The 17,680-nt window shown below is 59.3% G+C and carries 17 protein-coding genes; 9 read left to right on the top strand and 8 right to left on the bottom strand.

What is annotated here, in order from left to right; genetic code table 11:
• Window positions 1-102: 102 nt before the first annotated feature.
• From FY528_RS12030 to FY528_RS12015, 4 genes are all read left to right on the top strand, one after another.
• Window positions 103-348 (top strand): hypothetical protein, encoded by a 246-nt coding sequence (locus tag FY528_RS12030; RefSeq protein ID WP_149071260.1) that lies wholly within the window; start codon window positions 103-105, stop codon window positions 346-348.
• 330 nt (window positions 349-678) lie between these two features.
• Window positions 679-1,377, top strand: a complete 699-nt coding sequence (locus tag FY528_RS12025) for a hypothetical protein (RefSeq protein ID WP_149071259.1) — start codon at window positions 679-681, stop codon at window positions 1,375-1,377.
• A gap of 210 nt (window positions 1,378-1,587) precedes the next feature.
• Complete coding sequence (locus tag FY528_RS12020) at window positions 1,588-2,148, top strand: glycosyl-4,4'-diaponeurosporenoate acyltransferase CrtO family protein (protein ID WP_149071258.1); 561 nt, start codon at window positions 1,588-1,590, stop codon at window positions 2,146-2,148.
• A 53-nt stretch (window positions 2,149-2,201) separates the two neighbouring features.
• A complete protein-coding gene (locus FY528_RS12015; RefSeq protein ID WP_149071257.1) occupies window positions 2,202-3,008 on the top strand; it encodes a hypothetical protein in 807 nt (268 codons plus the stop codon).
• A gap of 122 nt (window positions 3,009-3,130) precedes the next feature.
• Here the strand turns inward: FY528_RS12015 and FY528_RS12010 are convergent, their stop codons facing one another.
• Window positions 3,131-3,565 (bottom strand): hypothetical protein, encoded by a 435-nt coding sequence (locus tag FY528_RS12010; RefSeq protein WP_149071256.1) that lies wholly within the window; start codon window positions 3,563-3,565, stop codon window positions 3,131-3,133.
• A 350-nt stretch (window positions 3,566-3,915) separates the two neighbouring features.
• A complete protein-coding gene (locus FY528_RS12005) occupies window positions 3,916-4,407 on the bottom strand; it encodes a DUF4126 family protein (RefSeq protein WP_149071255.1) in 492 nt (163 codons plus the stop codon).
• A gap of 347 nt (window positions 4,408-4,754) precedes the next feature.
• Between FY528_RS12005 and FY528_RS12000 the strand changes: the two genes are divergently transcribed.
• Entirely contained in the window at window positions 4,755-5,144 is a 390-nt protein-coding gene (locus FY528_RS12000; RefSeq protein WP_149071254.1) for a group III truncated hemoglobin, read from the top strand.
• Window positions 5,145-5,332: 188 nt separating this feature from the next.
• Here the strand turns inward: FY528_RS12000 and odhB are convergent, their stop codons facing one another.
• Both odhB and FY528_RS11990 read right to left on the bottom strand, forming a co-directional pair.
• Entirely contained in the window at window positions 5,333-6,979 is a 1,647-nt protein-coding gene (gene odhB / locus FY528_RS11995; protein WP_149071253.1) for a 2-oxoglutarate dehydrogenase complex dihydrolipoyllysine-residue succinyltransferase, read from the bottom strand.
• A 122-nt stretch (window positions 6,980-7,101) separates the two neighbouring features.
• Window positions 7,102-9,948, bottom strand: coding sequence for a 2-oxoglutarate dehydrogenase E1 component (locus FY528_RS11990; RefSeq protein WP_149071252.1), 2,847 nt, complete (start codon window positions 9,946-9,948; stop codon window positions 7,102-7,104).
• A gap of 760 nt (window positions 9,949-10,708) precedes the next feature.
• Between FY528_RS11990 and FY528_RS11985 the strand changes: the two genes are divergently transcribed.
• A complete protein-coding gene (locus tag FY528_RS11985) occupies window positions 10,709-11,260 on the top strand; it encodes an RlpA-like double-psi beta-barrel domain-containing protein (RefSeq protein ID WP_149071251.1) in 552 nt (183 codons plus the stop codon).
• 20 nt (window positions 11,261-11,280) lie between these two features.
• Here the strand turns inward: FY528_RS11985 and FY528_RS11980 are convergent, their stop codons facing one another.
• Both FY528_RS11980 and FY528_RS11975 read right to left on the bottom strand, forming a co-directional pair.
• Window positions 11,281-12,291, bottom strand: coding sequence for a hypothetical protein (locus FY528_RS11980; protein ID WP_262383979.1), 1,011 nt, complete (start codon window positions 12,289-12,291; stop codon window positions 11,281-11,283).
• A 67-nt stretch (window positions 12,292-12,358) separates the two neighbouring features.
• Window positions 12,359-12,760, bottom strand: a complete 402-nt coding sequence (locus FY528_RS11975; protein WP_149071250.1) for a hypothetical protein — start codon at window positions 12,758-12,760, stop codon at window positions 12,359-12,361.
• A gap of 243 nt (window positions 12,761-13,003) precedes the next feature.
• Here FY528_RS11975 and FY528_RS11970 point away from each other — a divergent pair, with 243 nt between their 5' ends.
• Complete coding sequence (locus FY528_RS11970; protein WP_149071249.1) at window positions 13,004-13,297, top strand: hypothetical protein; 294 nt, start codon at window positions 13,004-13,006, stop codon at window positions 13,295-13,297.
• Window positions 13,298-13,366: 69 nt separating this feature from the next.
• On the opposite strand, the gene FY528_RS11965 is transcribed toward FY528_RS11970, so the two are convergent.
• Entirely contained in the window at window positions 13,367-14,929 is a 1,563-nt protein-coding gene (locus FY528_RS11965; protein ID WP_149071248.1) for a hypothetical protein, read from the bottom strand.
• Window positions 14,930-15,119: 190 nt separating this feature from the next.
• Between FY528_RS11965 and FY528_RS11960 the strand changes: the two genes are divergently transcribed.
• Window positions 15,120-15,338 carry a CsbD family protein gene (locus FY528_RS11960; protein ID WP_149071247.1) on the top strand — a complete coding sequence of 73 codons (219 nt, stop codon included), beginning with the start codon at window positions 15,120-15,122 and terminating at the stop codon, window positions 15,336-15,338.
• A gap of 121 nt (window positions 15,339-15,459) precedes the next feature.
• On the top strand, window positions 15,460-16,290 hold the full coding sequence (locus FY528_RS11955; RefSeq protein ID WP_149071246.1) for a DUF1206 domain-containing protein: 831 nt from the start codon (window positions 15,460-15,462) through the stop codon (window positions 16,288-16,290).
• Between the two features lie 83 nt (window positions 16,291-16,373).
• Here the strand turns inward: FY528_RS11955 and FY528_RS11950 are convergent, their stop codons facing one another.
• Window positions 16,374-17,591, bottom strand: coding sequence for an NAD(P)-dependent oxidoreductase (locus FY528_RS11950; RefSeq protein WP_149071245.1), 1,218 nt, complete (start codon window positions 17,589-17,591; stop codon window positions 16,374-16,376).
• Between the last annotated feature and the right edge of the window lie 89 nt (window positions 17,592-17,680).

The following is a 17,680-nucleotide window of genomic DNA, read 5'->3' as shown; positions in this document are numbered from 1 at the left end:
CACTCAGCCCCTTCTGCCCTAGGAGCGGCTGGTTTGTTTTTGGGAGTAGCCCTGTAGTAAGCGTACTTTGGTCGGTCCTCCTTCCGGCACCAACTCCCTGATATGAGCACCGAGTGGCATTTCCCCTTCATGATTCTGGCGTCGCTGGTAGTGTTCTGGCTGATGGCTTGGGTGATTCTGCCCCGGGAAGCATTTCGGGCCCGGCAACGCCAGATTGGGCTGCTGGCTCTGGTGGTCGTGGTGTTTGGAATGCTGTTTGGGAAGTATGGAGCCACGCTCGGCCTGCCCTGGTGGGTGTATTACCCCATCCCCATGCTCATTACCGTGCTGCTGCCCCCGCTGGTATGACAGCTGGATAAGCGGCGCACGGCGGCCTACCTGGCGCTGAGCTTCTTGTCCGCGCCCGTTATCCACGTGCTCTTTTCCTTCCTGCTGGGCTGGACGGAGTACATGCCGTTCTGGAAGATTCTTTCCCTCGGCAGCTACCTGGCCTAGCTTCCCCGCCTCTCCCGCACCGGCGGCAGCCCTGGTTTCCCGCGTTCCGGCTTTCCGACCATGGTCGGAGCGGTGGGGCGCAGTTTCCCGGCTCTCCGACGATGGTCGGAGCCCTGGGGCAACTTGCTATTGGATAGCCGGCCCGCTATATTCCCTTATTCCATTACTTAATCCATTCGTATTATGTCTACTACCTCCCCCGCGTCGGTGGCCCCGAGTCCGACGCCCGCTCCCAAACCCGTCCGCCGCGCCAAGCAGCTCCCCGACGTAGCGCTGGCCCTGTCGGCTCTGGCAACCACGGCGGCCAGCAAGTGGCAAGGCGACGAGCTGCCCGCCCTGCTCTGGCTCACCAAAACCGACTTTGCCGCCCAAGCTGCTGCCTTTGCCTCCGCCTGCACCGCGGCCGAGGCAGCCGGCGACACCCGCACCCCGCAGGCCGCCCGCCTCAAGGCCCTCGATACGCTCCTCGACAAAGGGCTGGGCTTCGTGAAAAACTACCTGGAGGAAGAATACGAGAACCCCAAGGCCTATTACCCCGAGTTCGGCATCGAGAAGTTCAACAAAGGCTACCGTCTGCCCAAAGACCGCACCGAGCGGGCCGCAGCCCTCACCAAGCTGCTGGCGGCCCTCGTCAAGTATAAGTTCGATAAGAAGAAGTACGGCACGGCTTTCTGGCAGCCCCTGGCCACCGAGTACGCCAGCCTGGTTTCGGCGAGCACCGAGGCGGCCGGCAGCCGCAGCGGCAAAGTAAGCACCAAGGTGCAGGGCGAGGAGAAAGTGCGCAAGGCCCTGCGCGCCCTCATCCACCACCTCAAAGCCAACTACCCCGACTCCTTCGAGGCCCGCCTGCGCGAGTACGGCTTTCAGAAGGAAAGCTATTAAGGAGCCGTAAGGAGCAGTGCGTGTTTATGAACCGTCATGCTGAGCGAAGGCGCAGCCGTAGTCGAAGCATCTCTACCGCTTCATTGCAGTGGTATTTCTACGAAGCGGTCGAGATGCTTCGGCTGCGCTCAGCATGACACGATTCGCTCAGCAGGACCCGAATAACATGGCCCTCACCGAAACCCAGGCGGCGGCAGCGTATTTTGGGGAATGGTACCCGCTAAGCACCCTAGGCAGCCCTCGCCGACCCGGCTGGCGCTCTACAACGCCGTGCCTTCGGTGCTGTGGTCGGCGCTGAGTTTAGGGCCCCTGAGCGTGTTTTGCTACCAGCACCTGCCCCGCCCCTGGCTGTACGGGCTGCTGGCCCTCAGCCTGCTGGCGTATGCCGTACCGAAAGCATGGTTTAGCTGGTGGCAGCTGAGCCGTGCCCCCGCCGCGTACCGGCGGCTGGGCGTGCCCCTGGTCAACCGCCTGGCCCAGCACGGCAGCGTGGTAAACGGGTTGCTACGGCGGCGCTACCCTGGTTATCGGCGCGTAAGCACCGGGCAGTCGGCGGCTGCGGTGCGGGCCGGCAGCTACCACATGGAGCGGTTTCACGTGGCGGCTGGGGTGTTCTTTTTATTGGTGAGTGTGTATGCCGCCGTGCAGGGGTATGGGGGCTGGGCAGCCGGACTCACGCTGCTCAATGTGAGCTACAACCTCTACCCCATCTGGCTACAGCAGTACCTACGCCTGCGCCTGGAGTTGGGCAGGCGAGAGTTTCGCCCCTAAAAGACCAGGACCCGCCTATCTTTGGCTGATTTACTTCCCTATTCAGCTACTCTATGCGCTTTCCTAGTCTATCTGCGGTGGCCTTCGGCCTGCTACTGGCCGGTGGCCTGCTCTCCAGCTGCGACGAAAAAGACCCCGCCACGCCGGCGCCCCAGCAACCGGTGGAGCTGGCCGTGCTCAGCGGGCAGATTACCCCGGCACAGGCCGTCAGCACCGTTACCGCCACCGACAAGAGCGGCCGCACCCTCACGGCTACGCCTGGCAGCACGGGGGCCTACGCCTTTGCGGCGGCCGCCCCAGGCGAGTACACCCTGCGCTTCGCCCCCACCGCCGAGTACCTGGCCCCGGAACCCGTGCAGGCTACCCTGGTGCGCGGGGGCACCGTGGTGGCTACTACCGCCCAGCTGGCCCCGGCCTCGGCCACTATTGAGGTAGATGGGGTGCCCGTCACGCACCAGATTACGGTAGAGCACTTGTGGTACAGCACCATCGGCGACGACAGCTACATCTTCTACCTGGCCGAAACCGACCGGACCGGCGACCATTACCCCTACGTGCAGCTCTCGCTCAACTATACCTTCGACAACCACAGCGGCCCGGATACCAATCGGGTGCTGCCACTGGGGGATGATGGCTACGGCGCCCTCTACAACGACGACGTCCTGATTATAGATGCCGAAAACGACTATCCCCGTCGCACGGGTGGCACCCTCACCACTACCTCCGTCAACCGGGAGAAGCACGTGTTTTCCGGCTACTTCGAGTTCAAGGCCGGCAACTACAACAAGCAGCAGAACTACGTAACGAAGACCATCAAAGGCCGTTTCGTGAACCTGCCCTACGAAGTAGCGCGACGCTAGGGCCGGGCCCGGCGCCTGGGCACCAGCGGCAACAGACACCAACGCCTCCGGGTTGGCCAGGAGCGACTCCTCGACCAGCCCGGAGGCGTCTGGCTTTGTAGCTAGTTGCGCGCAGCGGCGGCCTATTCGGCGGCCAATGCTATGACCGTCTTGGGCAGGCGCGCCTTCACGGTGCGCACTACCACCCCGGAGGTGGCACTGGCGGGCTGCATGTGCACCGTGTAGCGGTACTGGTCACGGCCCAGGCGCAGCACCACGCTATAGTGCCCGCCGGCCAGGTTCCGGAAATCAAAGCGGTTGGCGTAAACTGGGGCCGTGTAGGTTTCGCGGAACAGCGACTGGCCCGTGCGCAGGCTCACAATCTGGACGGAGCCGGCTTGCTGGGCAGGGTTCTGCACGCGCACCCGCAGCGTTTCGGGCGTAGGCGTTTCGAGCGTCACCGGCGCTGCTTGTTGGGCCTGGGCCGGCTGGGTCAGGCCTAAGGTAACCAGGGTGAACAGGGCCAAGCAAGCGGACCGAACACGTGCCGAGGAGGGAGAGGAGAACAGGGTTTTCATAGCAGAAAAGAGAAAGAGTGGATGGACAGATGGCGGCGGCCTCCCGGGAAAGCACGCCGGGTAGCCAGTGTACACTTCCGAACGGTTGAGGCCGCCGTCCTGGTAAGAGAAGCCAAGCCGCGTGCCAATTCACTAACCTTCTTCTTTTCAGATATTTATCTAACACAAGGCCATTTTTGAATTCTCAGATTGTGTCCGATGCCGGGCAATATGTCCGCTTGCAGACTATGCCTGGGGCGGCCAGCAAAAAAGGTTGAGCGTGGCCGCTACGTTAGCGCCCACGCTCAACCCTAGCTATTTTTCATTTCCGTTGATACCGCGGCGAAAGAAACCCCACCACAGGGCCTCATCTACCGGCGGGGCCGGTAGTTGGCCAGCAGCTGGCCGCCGCCGGCTACCACCAGCAGGTCTTCCACGAAGCCGGGCAGGGGCTCGGGAAAGCGGGTGGGGTCGGCGGCCAGCTTTCGCAGGGTATAGGCCCCGAACGTGCCCGCCACCGCGCCCACGGCACCCAGCACCGCCCCACCCAGCCACGACTGCCGGTTGAGCTTGTAGAGGGAAGCGCCTACTAATGCCCCCGACATGGCCCGCCCGGTTACGCTGATGGGTGCAGTGCGGTCGGGGGCGTTGGGCAGCTTATCCCCCAGCATTTCGGCGCCGGCCAGCAGCTTTAGGCCTTTGCCCACGGCGGCTTCCTGCAGCCAGTGCAGCCTTGAGTGCCGAAGGCCGGCCGAGGGGCGCCGCTGCAGGGCGTGGTTGAGCAAAGCCGGGGCTGAGGCGCTGCGCATACCCGCGATGACGCCCATTCCAATAGTTTTCCAGAAAGCCGAAGAAGCTGCCATAAGACGAAGAAACTAGGTGAAGCCCTTCTAACGGATATGCATGGGCAAATGGCTGTGTCGTATTCCGTCCGGCTGCCGTGGCTCAGTGAGGCGCAGTAGCTCCCATGCCTGGCTCAACCCTGCCCCCGGAACTACGTATCTGCCCACCCGCGCAATCGGTTGCCGCCCAACCTGGCATCGTTTGCTAGCAGGCTGGGCCAGAATCGTGCTTTTGCAGCCCAATCGGCCATTTTTGTTCGCAGGATAAAAGTTTGTCAGAAAAAAATACCACCGACTAAAGCGAATATCACGAAACCTGCGTAAATTCGCTACGTACTGCGGTACCCACCCGTTATTCGCGTCTCCCCATGAAAACAGCTGCTACTCTCCCCGATATTCAGACCGAAGGCGACATCAAAAAACTGGTAGATACCCTGTGCTACAAGGCCAATAACGATACGCTGCTGGGGCCGAGCTTTGGCGCTGCCTCGCGCATTCACTGGCCCTACTTCCTGACTTCGCAGTACCGCTACTGGAGCACCACGCTACTGGGCAAAAAGGACATAGAGGGTGAGCCCCTGCCCGAGCAGGTTGTGCTACCCCAGGGCGGCCATCACGTCAATCATTGGCTGGACCTATTTTCGTCCACCGTTGAAGAATATTTTTCGGGCTCCAAGGCTGAAGAAGCCAAGCAGCTGGCCCGTCAGCTAGCCACCCGGCTAAGTGCTACGCGCCTGCGCGAGCTACCCGTTGACTAGCTTTTCCTTTGCACCCACCCAGGTACAATTCCGCTCCCACCCAACCCCACCACCCCGAAAGGAAAACGCCCCGTTCTGCGGGGCGTTTTTTTGTGCCCATCCGGTGCGGAACTGCTACCCTGAACGTCACGAAAAACCCCCTTCCCAGATGCGGCATCTGGGAAGGGGCTTAAATTTTAGGGGCTTGCTTACACGCCCAGCAGCAGACGCGTGGGGTCTTCGAGCAGCTCCTTCACGCGCACCAGGAAGGACACCGACTCGCGCCCATCGATGATGCGGTGGTCGTAGCTCAAAGCCAAGTACATCATGGGCCGGATTACCACCTGCCCATTCTCAGCTACGGGGCGCTGCACGATGTTGTGCATACCCAGAATGGCCGACTGCGGGGCATTGATGATAGGCGTACTCATCATGGACCCGAACACGCCGCCGTTGGTGATGGTGAACGTGCCGCCGGTCATCTGCTCGATGGTGAGCTTGTTGTCGCGGGCCAGGGTAGCGAGGCGCACAATCTCCTTCTCAATGCCATCAAACGACAGCTCCTCGGCGTTGCGAATTACGGGCACCACCAATCCTTTCGGGGCCGATACCGCAATGCTGATGTCGCAGAAGTCGTTGTACACAATGTCGGTACCGTCGATCTGGGCATTCACGGCGGGCCACTCTTTCAGAGCCACACACACGGCTTTGGTGAAGAACGACATGAAGCCGAGGCCCACGCTGTGTTTCTCCTTAAACTTGTCTTTGAACTTGTTGCGCAGGTCCATGATAGGCTGCATGTTCACCTCGTTGAAGGTGGTGAGCATGGCCGTCTCATTTTTCACCGACACCAGGCGGCGGGCCACCGTCTTGCGCAGGTTGCTCATCCGCTCACGGCGCTGCACGCGGTTGCCGCTGGCGGCCGGAGCAGCCTGGGGGGCCGGAGTTGCAGCCGGAGCAGGAGCCGCGGGGGCCGCCGGAGCAGCCGGACGAGCCTGAGCGTTCTGAGCATCTTCTTTGGTGATGCGCCCATCCCGGCCGGAGCCTTGCACGTCGGCGGGGTTGATGCCTTTTTCGCCCAGAATCTTGCCGGCCGCCGGCGAAGGCGTACCCGTAGCGTAGGAGCTGGCAGCCGCTGGGGCAGCGGCGTTGCTTGGTGCTGCTGCCGTGGTGGTGGCAGCGGCCGGGGCAGCTGGCGCGGCCGGAGCCGCGGCGGCACCAGTTCCGCCTTCGATGCGGGCAATGGTAGCTCCAATACCAATGGTTTCGCCTTCCTTGGCGGCGTGGCGCAGCGTGCCGGTGCCCTCAGCGGGCAGTTCAAACGTGGCCTTATCCGACTCCAGCTCGGCAATGATTTCGTCGCGCTGCACCTGGGCCCCGTCCTCTTTCAGCCACTTGGCTACTGTTACTTCCGTGATGGACTCGCCCACGGCAGGAATCTTCATTTCCACGGTGGCGCCGCTGCCCGCAGCGGCGGGAGTAGGCGTATTAGTCGAGCCCGCCTGCGAGCCGCCGTAGCCGCTTTGGTTGCTGGCCTGGGGGTTTTGCTCACCCTGGCTGACGGGGTCGGGGGTGGCCGGAGCCGCACTTGGCGCGGGTGCCGAAGTGGCGCCGGGTGCTCCGGCTCCATCGATATCGGCAATGACTACTCCGATGCCGATGGTTTCGCCCTCGGCTACCCGGATTTTCAGAAATCCATCGGCTTCGGCGGGCAGCTCAAACGTGGCTTTGTCTGATTCCAGCTCAGCAATTACTTCGTCCCGCTTTACGGCGTCGCCGTCCTTTTTCAGCCATTTGGCAATGGTAACCTCGGTGATGGACTCGCCGACAGCGGGGATTTTAATTTCCAGACCCATAAGTGGGAATATTGAGGGTTTCGGTGGGAGATGTTTAGCTGTTAGCCAAGAGCTGCTTGCTGTTGGCTTATTAGAGAGCAAAACCAACGGCTAACGGCCATCAGCTCACTGCTCAAAGACGGCTAGTCGGTTTTCTGGGCGCTGGCCGCAGTCTGCTTGATGGTGGTATCAGCCACTTCTTCGCGGGGTTTGTCGAAGGCGCGGGCGACCAGCTCCTTCTGCTCCTTTACGTGCACCTTGTTGTAACCGGTCGCCGGCGACGCGGAGGGCTTGCGCGAAATCACGTCTTCCAGCTCGCGGCGCATAAAGCGCAGCAGGTAGTTCCAGTAACCCATGTTCTCGGGCTCTTCCTGCACCCAGTACACTTTTGCCTTGGGGTACTTGGCCAACTCGGCGGCCAGCTGCTTCTGCGGGAAGGGGTGCAGCTGCTCCAGGCGTACAATGGCCACGTCGCGGCGCTCCGACTTCTGCTGTTCTTCCAGCAGATCGAAATACACCTTGCCTGAGCACAGCAGCACGCGCTTTACCTTCTTGTCTTCGGCGTACACGTCGCCGAGCACCTCGCGGAAGGTTCCGGAAGTAAACTCCTCTACCGGCGACACGCACAGCGGGTGGCGCAGCATCGACTTGGGCGACATGACCACCAGCGGCTTGCGGAACTCCCAGGTGAGCTGGCGGCGCAGGGCGTGAAAGAAGTTGGCCGGCGTGGTCATATTAGCCACGACGATGTTGTGCTCGGCCGCCAGTTGCAGGAACCGCTCGGGGCGGGCGTTGGAGTGCTCCGGGCCCTGGCCTTCGTATCCGTGGGGCAAAAGCATGACCAGCCCGTTCATGCGCTGCCACTTGCTTTCCGACGACACGATGAACTGGTCAATCATGGTCTGCGCGCCGTTGGCGAAGTCGCCGAACTGAGCTTCCCACACTACCAGGGCAGTGGGGTTGGCCATGGCATACCCGAATTCAAAGCCTAGCACGCCATATTCGCTCAGCAGGGAGTTGTAAATCCGTAGCTGTTCCTGACCCTCACCGATGTAGTTCAAGGAGTTGTAGGGGGCTGAGGTTTCGGCATCGTGGAGTACGGCGTGGCGGTGCGAGAACGTGCCCCGCTGCACATCCTGGCCACTCAGGCGCACAATGCGCTTTTCCGCGAGCAGGGAGCCATAAGCCAGCAGCTCGCCCGCCGCCCAGTTAAGCACGCGCGTTTCGAAGAACATCTTCTTGCGCTCCTCCATCAGCTTTTCGATCTGCTTGAGGGGGCGGAAGCCTTCGGGCAACGTGGTCAGCGCCTTGCCGACTTTGGTTATTACTTCCTCACTGATGCCCGTAGCCGGGGACTGATCAAAGTCATCGGGCTTGGAGCGGCGCAGGCTGCGCCACTCGTTTTCCAGGGCCTGGTAGTTGTAAGGCAGGGGCTTCTGCTTCACCATATCCAAGCGGGCCTGCAGGGTGTCGCGGAATTCTTTGTCCATCTGCGCCGCCAGCTGGGCATCTACGTCGCCGCGCTCTACTAGTGCGGCGTTGTACACTTCCCGGGGGTTTTGGTGCTTGCTGATGAGGTTGTAGAGCGTGGGCTGCGTGAACTTAGGCTCGTCCGATTCGTTGTGCCCGTGGCGGCGGTAGCACACCATATCAATAAAGATATCGGCGTTGAACTGCTGCCGGTACTCCGTAGCCAGCTGCACCGCGAATACCACGGCTTCGGGGTCGTCGCCATTCACGTGCAGCACAGGCGCGTCGATAATCTTGGCCAGGTCCGTGCTATAGATCGAAGAGCGGGCATCCTCGAAGTCGGTGGTGAAGCCTACCTGGTTGTTGATCACGAAATGCACGGTGCCGCCGGTCTTGTAGCCTTCCAGCTGCGACATCTGCGTTACTTCGTAGCCAATGCCCTGCCCCGCCACGGCGGCGTCGCCGTGAATCAGGATGGGCAACACCTTATTATAGTCGTTGCCGTAGCCATGGTCGAGCTTGGCCCGCACAAAGCCTTCCACCACAGGGTTCACGGCTTCCAAGTGCGAGGGATTGGGCGCCAGCTTCAGGTTGACGGTGCGCGTGCCGGCATCTACCTGGCTGCTATAGCCCATGTGGTACTTCACATCCCCGTCGCCCATGGTCAGGTCGGGTACGGCCGTTCCCTCAAATTCCGAGAAGATCTGCTCGTAGGTTTTCCCCATGATGTTGGCCAGCACGTTCAGGCGCCCCCGGTGAGCCATGCCAATCATCACTTCCTCTACCCCTAGCTCGGCGCCTTTGCGAATAATGGCATCAAGGGCAGGAATAGTCGTTTCACCGCCTTCCAGGGAGAAGCGCTTTTGCCCCAAAAACTTGGTATGCAGAAAGTTCTCGAAAACAACGGCTTCGTTGAGCTTGCTCAGAATCCGCTTTTTATATTCTATTCCAGGATTAAAGCTCAGGGAGTCCTTTTCTACCTTCTCCCGGAACCAGTCGAGTACCCGCGGGTCGCGGATGTACATGTACTCGAAGCCGATAGTCCGGGTGTAGATCTTCTGCAACGCGGCTACAATGTCACGGAGAGTGGCTTTGTCACCCAGCCCCAGGACTTCCCCGTTTTTAAACGTGGTGTCGAGGTCCGTCTCACTTAGCCCGAAATCAGAAAGGCTAAGCCGGGCCTTCCGGTCTTTCCGCTCCCGCACCGGGTTGGTGCGCGCTACCAAATGGCCGCGGCTGCGGTAGGCATGAATCAGGTTGCGCACCTGCGTTTCCTTATCGGCAGCAACCGTATCGACGGCCCGGATGGTCCCGGCACCATTGGTGCTGGCAGACGTAGTTAGTACGCCTTCGCCATCGGCTTGAGCTACACCGTTTTCGGAGTATTGCTGAGAGAAGTCGAAGCCTTCGAAAAACTTACGCCAGCCAAAATCAACCGATTCCGGGTTGCTTTTGTAAGCCTGATAAAGCTGGTCGATGTATTCGCCATGGGCATTGGCGATATAAGAGTAGGCGTCCATGCGGTGGGAGCTAGAAGTGTCGGTGTAAAAGTAATGCGTTAGGCGAGTAAGTTAAAACCCATATTTGCATGTTCAAATTAACTTCGTAATCAACCTATTACTTCCGTAGTAAATCAAATAGTTCTACCTGAATTGTCAATCTATTAAATAATAGGCAGGCTTTTGCTTATAACTGAACGATAATGAAGGTGTATAAGGTTATCATATACCCTGAAAAATGCTTCTAGCGTCAGAATACGTTTGCTTATAATAGAACATGCCCGGCACGTGAGGTCTTTATTCCTGCATGGGCCTAATTTATTTGAAGCCCGCCAGCAAACGTTAGGCGCCTTTCTTGTACTAGTTCAATTGCAGAGGCAAAGACGCCGAGTTGCTACAGGCAGTTCTTGTGTTAAGGCGGAGCGGCTGTTTCCATCTTACAAGTACCAACCATCCCAAAGTTCAGGTTGACTGTCAGGAGGAAAAAAGCGTTTGTGAAAAAATCCCGTAATTGCACTTTATTAAATCAGCTACTCATTATCCAAATGCCATAGGCGGCAACCAGAAATACCACAAAAAGAAGCTATAGCCTATATAACCTGAACAAATTCTAATTATTATCGATTTAAAACAATTATTCGTATTTTAAAGCAGTATTTTCACCTTGTTCGCAACCTTTCGGGGGCTTGCGCTGTAGGGTTCATCCTAACTGAATGTCCAACGAATTTGGACGAAGCTTATACTCCCAGGCTTTAACAGGGAGCCCACCAGCCTAATTGCCATGTCTATTGCCCTATTTCTTCTGAATCTCATTTTCGCTCCCCAAACAGCCCTTCTTCCTGCTGCTACGCCCTCTCCGGCGGTATTTACGGTAGTGGCGCCCCCTATTCTGGAGGCACGCCCAATCTCGGTTCAATCCAATAAATTATCTAATCTTCCCTCGCGCTTACCGCACTACACGGTTACCGCTACAGTGTACACCCCCTCGGTTGATCAGACCGACGATGAGCCTTTCATCACGGCCGACAACTCGCGGATTCCACGCAATCATTCGAGCAAAACCCGCTGGGTAGCCTTATCGCGCGACCTGCTTCAGCGGTGGGGAGGCCCACTGGATTACGGTGATGCCGTCCGTATCAGCGGTCTTTCGCCAGAGCTAGATGGCGTGTATACCGTCCACGACACCATGAACCGCCGGCATCGGCACTGCATCGATGTGCTGATGAATGAGCGCGAAATCGAGGGCCGTATGGACGACATCGATTTTGGCCGGTGGGAAAAAGTAAAAATCACGAAGGTAACTTCATCCAGTTCCGAGTGGAGTGAGGGCTAATCACCCACTCTCTCCGTGTCTTACTCCGGAACGGGATAAGAGGTAATGGTGCGGGGCTCCCCCACCTCGGTATAGAGAAAACTGAGGGGCTGCGCCGGATTACGAATTATTTCCGGCAACTCCAGCCGCCAGCGTTTCCACATTTCCTGCAGCGACCTAGCGTAGCCAGTGTTTTCCCAGGGATTAAAAATTTCCCGCGTGACATCGTCAATGAGGGTGTCGTACACCAAGTGCGTATCACCGGGTTTTACGGCCCGCACGTAGTAGTCAGGCACTACATTGAACAGATAGGCCGCGTAGTACACCCGCGCCTTAAATTCGGCTACCTGAATGGGATGCAGGGCTTTGCCTTGCACGTCTTCATATACGCGACGCATGGCTTGCCGGATAATGCCATTGTCCAGCAGACAGGCCACCAGCACCACGTCATCGAGTTTGATGCTGAACATCATCGTGCTCAAATCATCATCGTACTCGAAAGGCAGGGTGTCTTCCTCGGGAGCTACCTCCAGCATGAATACCGAGGCCGGGTTGAAGTCTTCGAAGACGATGGGTACGCGCAGGGCCTGAAAAACCTGGTAAAACGACTGCAGCTTGCTCAGCATCTGCCCATTCTCCGACAGCGGGTACTCAGGCTTGATCAACGGGTCCAGCTCGGTGAGCAGCTCCGTCAGCAGAATGCCGTAGTACATCTTAGCCAGCCACAGAAACAGCGTTTGCTCATCCAACTGCTGCCAGGAAGCTAAGCCGCCCACAGCCGCTACTGCAGCCACTTTAGCTTCTAGAGGCTCCACAGCCTGCGTGCGGCAGCGCGGACAGCACGGAACCCGCAGGTCTTCGAAGCTTACCACACTTTGGTCCAGCAGGCGCATCTGGCGCCCGTGGAGCTGATACCGCTCCAGCAGCCAGGGAGCTAGCACTGACACTGTATCTACCGAAGGCTGCGTGGGGAGGCCGCACAAAAAGCAGATGTGCCGCCCGAAGCGCATGCCATCAAAAGGGTCGTACAGGGTTAAATCGGGCGTTGGCATAAGCAAAAAGCTGGCGGAGCCGCAAAGGTAGCGTCCCTTGCTTACTCCCGCCAGCAGTTGGCTTACTCTAGCGCGACAGAGAAGAGCCCAGCTTAATCAGAAGCTTACCCAAGTGCGTGAGTGGAGCCGTGTAGCCGTTTGCCGCTTCTTCCGCTACTTTGATGGTTTCGGCGCCCAGGCTGGCCAGCGTTTCGGCAATGGCATGGGCTTCGGTATCAGTGGCCGCCAGTTGCTCTTGCAGCAGCACAATTTCCTGCTTGATTTTGGCCAGCCCGGGCCGCTCACTGGCCAGCAGCACTTCTTTCCAGCGCGCGATTTCGGAAGCGCCCCGCTGGTTTTCCTGGCTAGGCACACCTTCGTTGAGAAGCGCCAAAGTATCTTCTACTAAAGCAGAGTTTTGTTTATCGGTTACTTCCAGCGGAATGGTGGGCGCAGGAACCGACTGGGGGGTGGGTGTGGTAGAATCCATGAGATATGCGGGAAAGGTCAGACTGAATGTCTGCATATACCCAGGCTGCAGCGGAAAGGTTGAGTGCCCCGTGGGCTCGAGTAGAGCCCCATCAGCTAAAACCGTACGCCCGGCCCTTGCTCTCCACCAGATCCAGAGGGACACAAGAACTGCTGGCTTTTCTTCGCTGCGAAACGGATGGGTTACCTTTTTCGCCTTGCCGGATGAAAGCTGAATCTTTCACCAGACTTTACCCTTTTTGTCATGAAATTCTTTGTTAAATCTGCCCTCGTAGCCATTGCTTTCGCCGCTGTAGCCACTTCCTGCTCGCAGGCTGAGCAGAACAACGCCGAAGCTGCCGCCGACAACGCCGCTGCAACTACCGAAGCTGCTGCCGATACGGCCGCTGCCGTGACCGACGACGCGGTAGAAGGTGCTGGCCAGGCTACGGAAGCTGCTGCTACCAACGCCGCCAATGCTACCGAAGCGGGTGTGGAGAAAGCTGCTGCCGAAACGCAGGAAGCTGCTGCTGCTGCCAAAGAGGAAGCTGCTCACTAAGCACTTTCCCTGTTGACAGGGAAACTACCTACCGAAAAGTCCCTCCTGCCTTGGTGCAAGAGGGACTTTTTATTTCGTGGCTATGGGGCCGTCTGCCACCGTTGGGGCCGGACTGCTTGGATTTACCAGTTCTAAAAGCACAGAGTAGTACGGACGCCCCATCATGCGGGCCCGCAGCCAGCCGTAATAGCTCAGGGCCTGCAGGTCTTCGCGCACTAAGGGTAGGAAGGCGGGCAGGGCTTCCACACGCGCCGCAAAAGCGGGCTGACGGGCCACCTCGGGGTCGAGCAGGATACAGCGCACCAACTGCAGGTAGCTGGCCACGTAGGCATAGGGATGCGGCTGGCCGGCGAACCGCTCGTGCAGCAGCCGCTCAATGGAACGGATGCGGTTGAGGGCCAGATCTGGGTTGCCGAGCTCCAGTTGAATGAGCATCTCCCCCATGTTCTTGTTCAGCAGCCACTCCAGGCCCATTTCCTGCTCGCACCAATGGTCGGTCTGGCCAATGGTTTGAAGAACCTGGTTTGCCTTGGAAAAGAGACCTTCCGCAAAGTAGTGGAAGCTTAGCCCCAGCCGGGCCGTTAATTCGTCGCGGTGCGTGAGCGTGGCTTCGGCCAGCAGCTTTTCCAGCAGCACAATGCTTTCGGCGTTGCGGCGCAGGAAGGCGTAGATGGCGGCTTGCAGGAAGGTACAGCGCGGCAGCCACTCCGAAGTGTAGCTGCGCCCGCCTGCCAGGAGCACCGTATGCATCTGAGCCAGATAATCGGCCGCTTCGGTGAAGCGGCGGGTGCGGTAGAGGCCGTGCGCAATCATGTACAGCAGGCCCAGCTGGTAGTAGCGGTGCGCCGGCGCAAAGCCGTGGCGCTTTTCCATGAGGTGGTAGCAGCGCATCACAAAGGGCGTGAACGTGCTGAAGTCGCGGCGCACCAGCATGGCGTTGCGCGCAATGGACATCAGGCGGTAAAGCACAGCCGGGCGGCGCGCAAAGGCTTCCTGCAGCTCATACTCGCGTAGCACTTCCTGCAGAATTCCATCGAAGGACTCGGCCGCGCGGCCTTTCACCCGAGCCTGCCGCAGGCGGTGACGGATGATGCTATCGGCAATGCCGGCCCGCTCCTCTTCGTCGGCCAGCTTCTTGTTGAGGTGGCGCCGCCGGATAATCTCGTCGAGGTCTTCGGTGGCTTCCCGGCTAGCCTGCGCAATCTGCAGGTTATACACCGCGTTCAGCAGCTCGAACTGCTCGTTTTGCTGGGCCTGCTTTTCGGCTTTGTGCAGGGTTGTCCAGGCCAGGCGTGGTACGCCCGCCTCAAACAGGTACTGAGCCAGCGTGAGCAGCCCCCGCACCGACGAGGCTGTGGTAGGGTCGCGCTGGTGCTGCCGGAGTAGCAGATACTCCGTCAAATGGCGCAACAACCGCTTGCGCAGGGCATAGTAGGCCGTGGCGTTGGGCTCCTGGGGATACAGCCGAGCCAGCAGCTGCTCGGTGGTCAGTGGCTGGGGCAACAGCAAAAGCTCGTACAGACGCAAATCCATCCGGCCTTTGTCTTTGCGCCGCTGCCGCTGGATAAACTGGCCAAACTCCCGGCGCTCATCAACAGAGAAGGTAGATAAGGTGGTGCGCAAATCGTCCATAGCCAGGCTAAATCGTATATAATTCCTCTCTCAATAATAGGTAGAATAGTGGAGCATTCACCTTGTCTGGCGCCTTCTGCTCTCCCAGGCCCGGCAACGCCTCCCGCGCCTCGACGCCGGGCACCTAACCCTGTCAGCGCCCCCGCGTATAGCCCGACAGTACCTCACCCACCTAACGACTCTTTCACGCATGGACCTGAATAACAATAACCTAAACGACCGCACGGAGCTGCGCGCCCGGGGCAACTGGAACGAAATCAAAGGCGAGGCCAAGCAGAAGTGGGGACAACTCACCGACGACGACCTGAACTACCGCGAAGGCGAGCAGGACGAATGGTTTGGCCGGATGCAGCACAAAACCGGTGAAACCCTGGACGATATTAAAGCTTGGTTTCAGCGCACGTTCTAGGGCTTTTGGCCCGTAAAGAAGCAACGCCTCGCTCCCGGTTTCGGCGGAGCGGGGCGTTGCTACGTAGCCCCGGTGGGCTTTTCACCGTAGACAGACCCCATTCCTACTTCACCTTCCCTCCATGACACTGGCAAATACTATTTCTTCGGCGGCCTCCGGCTCGGCCTCTGCCGGCATTCGGGCCCTGGCGCGTTTCGGCTTTGCCGCCAAAGGCGTGGTCTACCTGCTGATGGGCACCCTGGCCCTGCTGGCTGCCACAGGGCAGCAAGGTGGCCAGACAGCCGATAAAAAGCAGGCCGTACAAAGCATTCAGAGCTTGCCGGGCGGCCAGATCCTCCTCGGCCTTATTGCCGTGGGCCTGCTGGGTTACATCATCTGGCGCTTTACGCAAGCCTTCCGCGACACCGAAAATAAAGGCAACGGCGCCAAAGGTATTGGCCGGCGCATTGGCTACGCGGGCAGCGGCCTGCTGTATGCCAGCGTAGCCTGGTACGCGGCCAAGCTGGCCTTCACTGGGTCGGCCAGCAGCGGGGGCAGCACCCAACAGAGTCTGGTAGCTAAAGTGCTGGGCTGGCCCGGTGGGGAGTGGATAGTAATCCTGATCGGCCTCATTACCATTGGGAGCGGCTTGTACCAGATCTACCGGGCCTATTCCGGGGCCTTCCACAAGCACGTAAACGACAGTGGGCTGCCCGCCAGCCAACAGCAGCTGGTGTACCGCACGGGGCAACTGGGCTACACCGCGCGCGGCATCGTTATGGCTATTATTGGGTACTTCTTCGTGCAGGCCGGGCGTCATCACCAGGCTGCTGATGTGGGCACTACCGATGAAGCCTTCGATTTGCTGGCTGCTATGGGACCTTTTGCGTTGGGCATCGTAGCCCTGGGCCTGATGGCCTACGGGGTGTACATGCTGGTGCAGGCCAAGTACCCGGTTATCCGCGGGGTGTAAAGGCTGCGTAGTCCACGTAACAGAAAAGGGGGGCTGAAACCAATGGTTTCAGCCCCCCTTTTCTGTTACGCTAAGATGCTAACTTAATCGGCTACATAGTCGGCCAGGTATTGATACCGTTCAGTAAGCTGGCCGCTGCGGGTGATGGTAGCGCGGGCTACCACGTCATCGGCACCTTCCTCCCCTAACAGGTGGGGAAATACATTGTCGATGAGCTGGCGGCCAAAGTCCCGGCTGGCGTTGCGGGGCAGCTCGCAGGGCAAATTATCCACGGCCATGATGGTGATGTTGCGCGGCCCCGAGTAGGCCGGCTCCAGCTCCCCGGTGGCCGGGTTGTAGTCGAAAGCCGGCTCCTGAATGGTGCTACTGCGCTTGGTAGTGGGAATAGAGCCGGCTACGTCGCAGGTCACGTCGGCAATGGTGTCGATGCGGAAGTGGGCCCGGCGCGTGTCTTCCTCCGTGAACAGATGGGGGGCCGCCGGGTGCCAGTAGGCGCAGGCAATCAGCAGGTTGGTCACCGGCAGGAAGTTCTGAAACGTTGACTCGTACTCCTGCGGGTTGCGGTGAAAGTCGGGGGTATCCCACACGCGCCCGTCGCGGCGGCGGTTGTAGTCGGAGGAGCGCAGCTGGGTGTACACCGGCTCGTTGAAGGTCAGGTATAGGTAGTCGTACACGCTCACCCGCCGAATGCCCATGCGGTCCAGTACTTCCACGGCCCCCTGGGCTACCCGGCCGGTGCCCGTCACGGCCATCTTAATGGGGGGCAGCTGCTTTACTTTGAAAAACTCCTCCTGCATATCCTCCATGTCGATGCACTCGTAGGCGGGCTTCAGGCGGAAGAGGTTGTGCTTGCGGCCGTAAGTAAGCAGCCCGTTGTAGGCCCCCACAATGCCGGCCCAGCGCCCGAAGGCCACTATCCGCTCCCCCTGCTCGTTGGTGAGCAGCTCGTAGTCGATAAGGGTAATGTTCTTTTGCAGCACCTGACGCAGCAGCTCCCGGTTGGCGGGCTGCTTTTTCACGGTGTGGGAGAAGAACAGGTAGGTCTTATTGGGAATCAGCTGGGGAATCGGTACCTCCTTCACGCCCATGAGAATGTCGCAGTCCGCAACGTCGGGCTGTACCGGTACGCCCAGGTCCTGGTACTCCTGGTCGGCAAAGCAGCGGATGGGGCTGGCTTGCACCACGATGCGCAGCCCGGGATACTGGGCCAGGGCCTCTACGCACTTTTTGGGGGTGAGCGGAACGCGCTTATCGGGCGGGGTTTTGCCTTCGCGAATCAGGCCAATGGTAACAGGACGCATGGGAATGAAGAGGTGGGTGGGAATCAGGCTTCAAATCTGAGCAAATTATTTCGGCTCACCGCAGCAATACACAATGGCACCGCTACATA

Source organism: Hymenobacter lutimineralis, assembly GCF_008271285.1.
GTDB lineage: Bacteria > Bacteroidota > Bacteroidia > Cytophagales > Hymenobacteraceae > Hymenobacter > Hymenobacter lutimineralis.
This window is presented reverse-complemented; position numbering and strand designations above follow the sequence as displayed.

Coding starts and splice junctions, on each gene's coding strand:
- FY528_RS12005 (WP_149071255.1), bottom strand. CDS start 4,407: ATGGCAGCTTCTTCGGCTTTCTGGAAAACTATTGGAATGGGCGTCATC.
- FY528_RS11970 (WP_149071249.1), top strand. CDS start 13,004: ATGAAATTCTTTGTTAAATCTGCCCTCGTAGCCATTGCTTTCGCCGCT.
- FY528_RS12020 (WP_149071258.1), top strand. CDS start 1,588: ATGGTACCCGCTAAGCACCCTAGGCAGCCCTCGCCGACCCGGCTGGCG.
- FY528_RS12000 (WP_149071254.1), top strand. CDS start 4,755: ATGAAAACAGCTGCTACTCTCCCCGATATTCAGACCGAAGGCGACATC.
- odhB (WP_149071253.1), bottom strand. CDS start 6,979: ATGGGTCTGGAAATTAAAATCCCCGCTGTCGGCGAGTCCATCACCGAG.
- FY528_RS12010 (WP_149071256.1), bottom strand. CDS start 3,565: ATGAAAACCCTGTTCTCCTCTCCCTCCTCGGCACGTGTTCGGTCCGCT.
- FY528_RS11980 (WP_262383979.1), bottom strand. CDS start 12,291: ATGCCAACGCCCGATTTAACCCTGTACGACCCTTTTGATGGCATGCGC.
- FY528_RS11950 (WP_149071245.1), bottom strand. CDS start 17,591: ATGCGTCCTGTTACCATTGGCCTGATTCGCGAAGGCAAAACCCCGCCC.
- FY528_RS12025 (WP_149071259.1), top strand. CDS start 679: ATGTCTACTACCTCCCCCGCGTCGGTGGCCCCGAGTCCGACGCCCGCT.
- FY528_RS11990 (WP_149071252.1), bottom strand. CDS start 9,948: ATGGACGCCTACTCTTATATCGCCAATGCCCATGGCGAATACATCGAC.
- FY528_RS12015 (WP_149071257.1), top strand. CDS start 2,202: ATGCGCTTTCCTAGTCTATCTGCGGTGGCCTTCGGCCTGCTACTGGCC.
- FY528_RS11955 (WP_149071246.1), top strand. CDS start 15,460: ATGACACTGGCAAATACTATTTCTTCGGCGGCCTCCGGCTCGGCCTCT.
- FY528_RS11975 (WP_149071250.1), bottom strand. CDS start 12,760: ATGGATTCTACCACACCCACCCCCCAGTCGGTTCCTGCGCCCACCATT.
- FY528_RS12030 (WP_149071260.1), top strand. CDS start 103: ATGAGCACCGAGTGGCATTTCCCCTTCATGATTCTGGCGTCGCTGGTA.
- FY528_RS11960 (WP_149071247.1), top strand. CDS start 15,120: ATGGACCTGAATAACAATAACCTAAACGACCGCACGGAGCTGCGCGCC.
- FY528_RS11965 (WP_149071248.1), bottom strand. CDS start 14,929: ATGGACGATTTGCGCACCACCTTATCTACCTTCTCTGTTGATGAGCGC.
- FY528_RS11985 (WP_149071251.1), top strand. CDS start 10,709: ATGTCTATTGCCCTATTTCTTCTGAATCTCATTTTCGCTCCCCAAACA.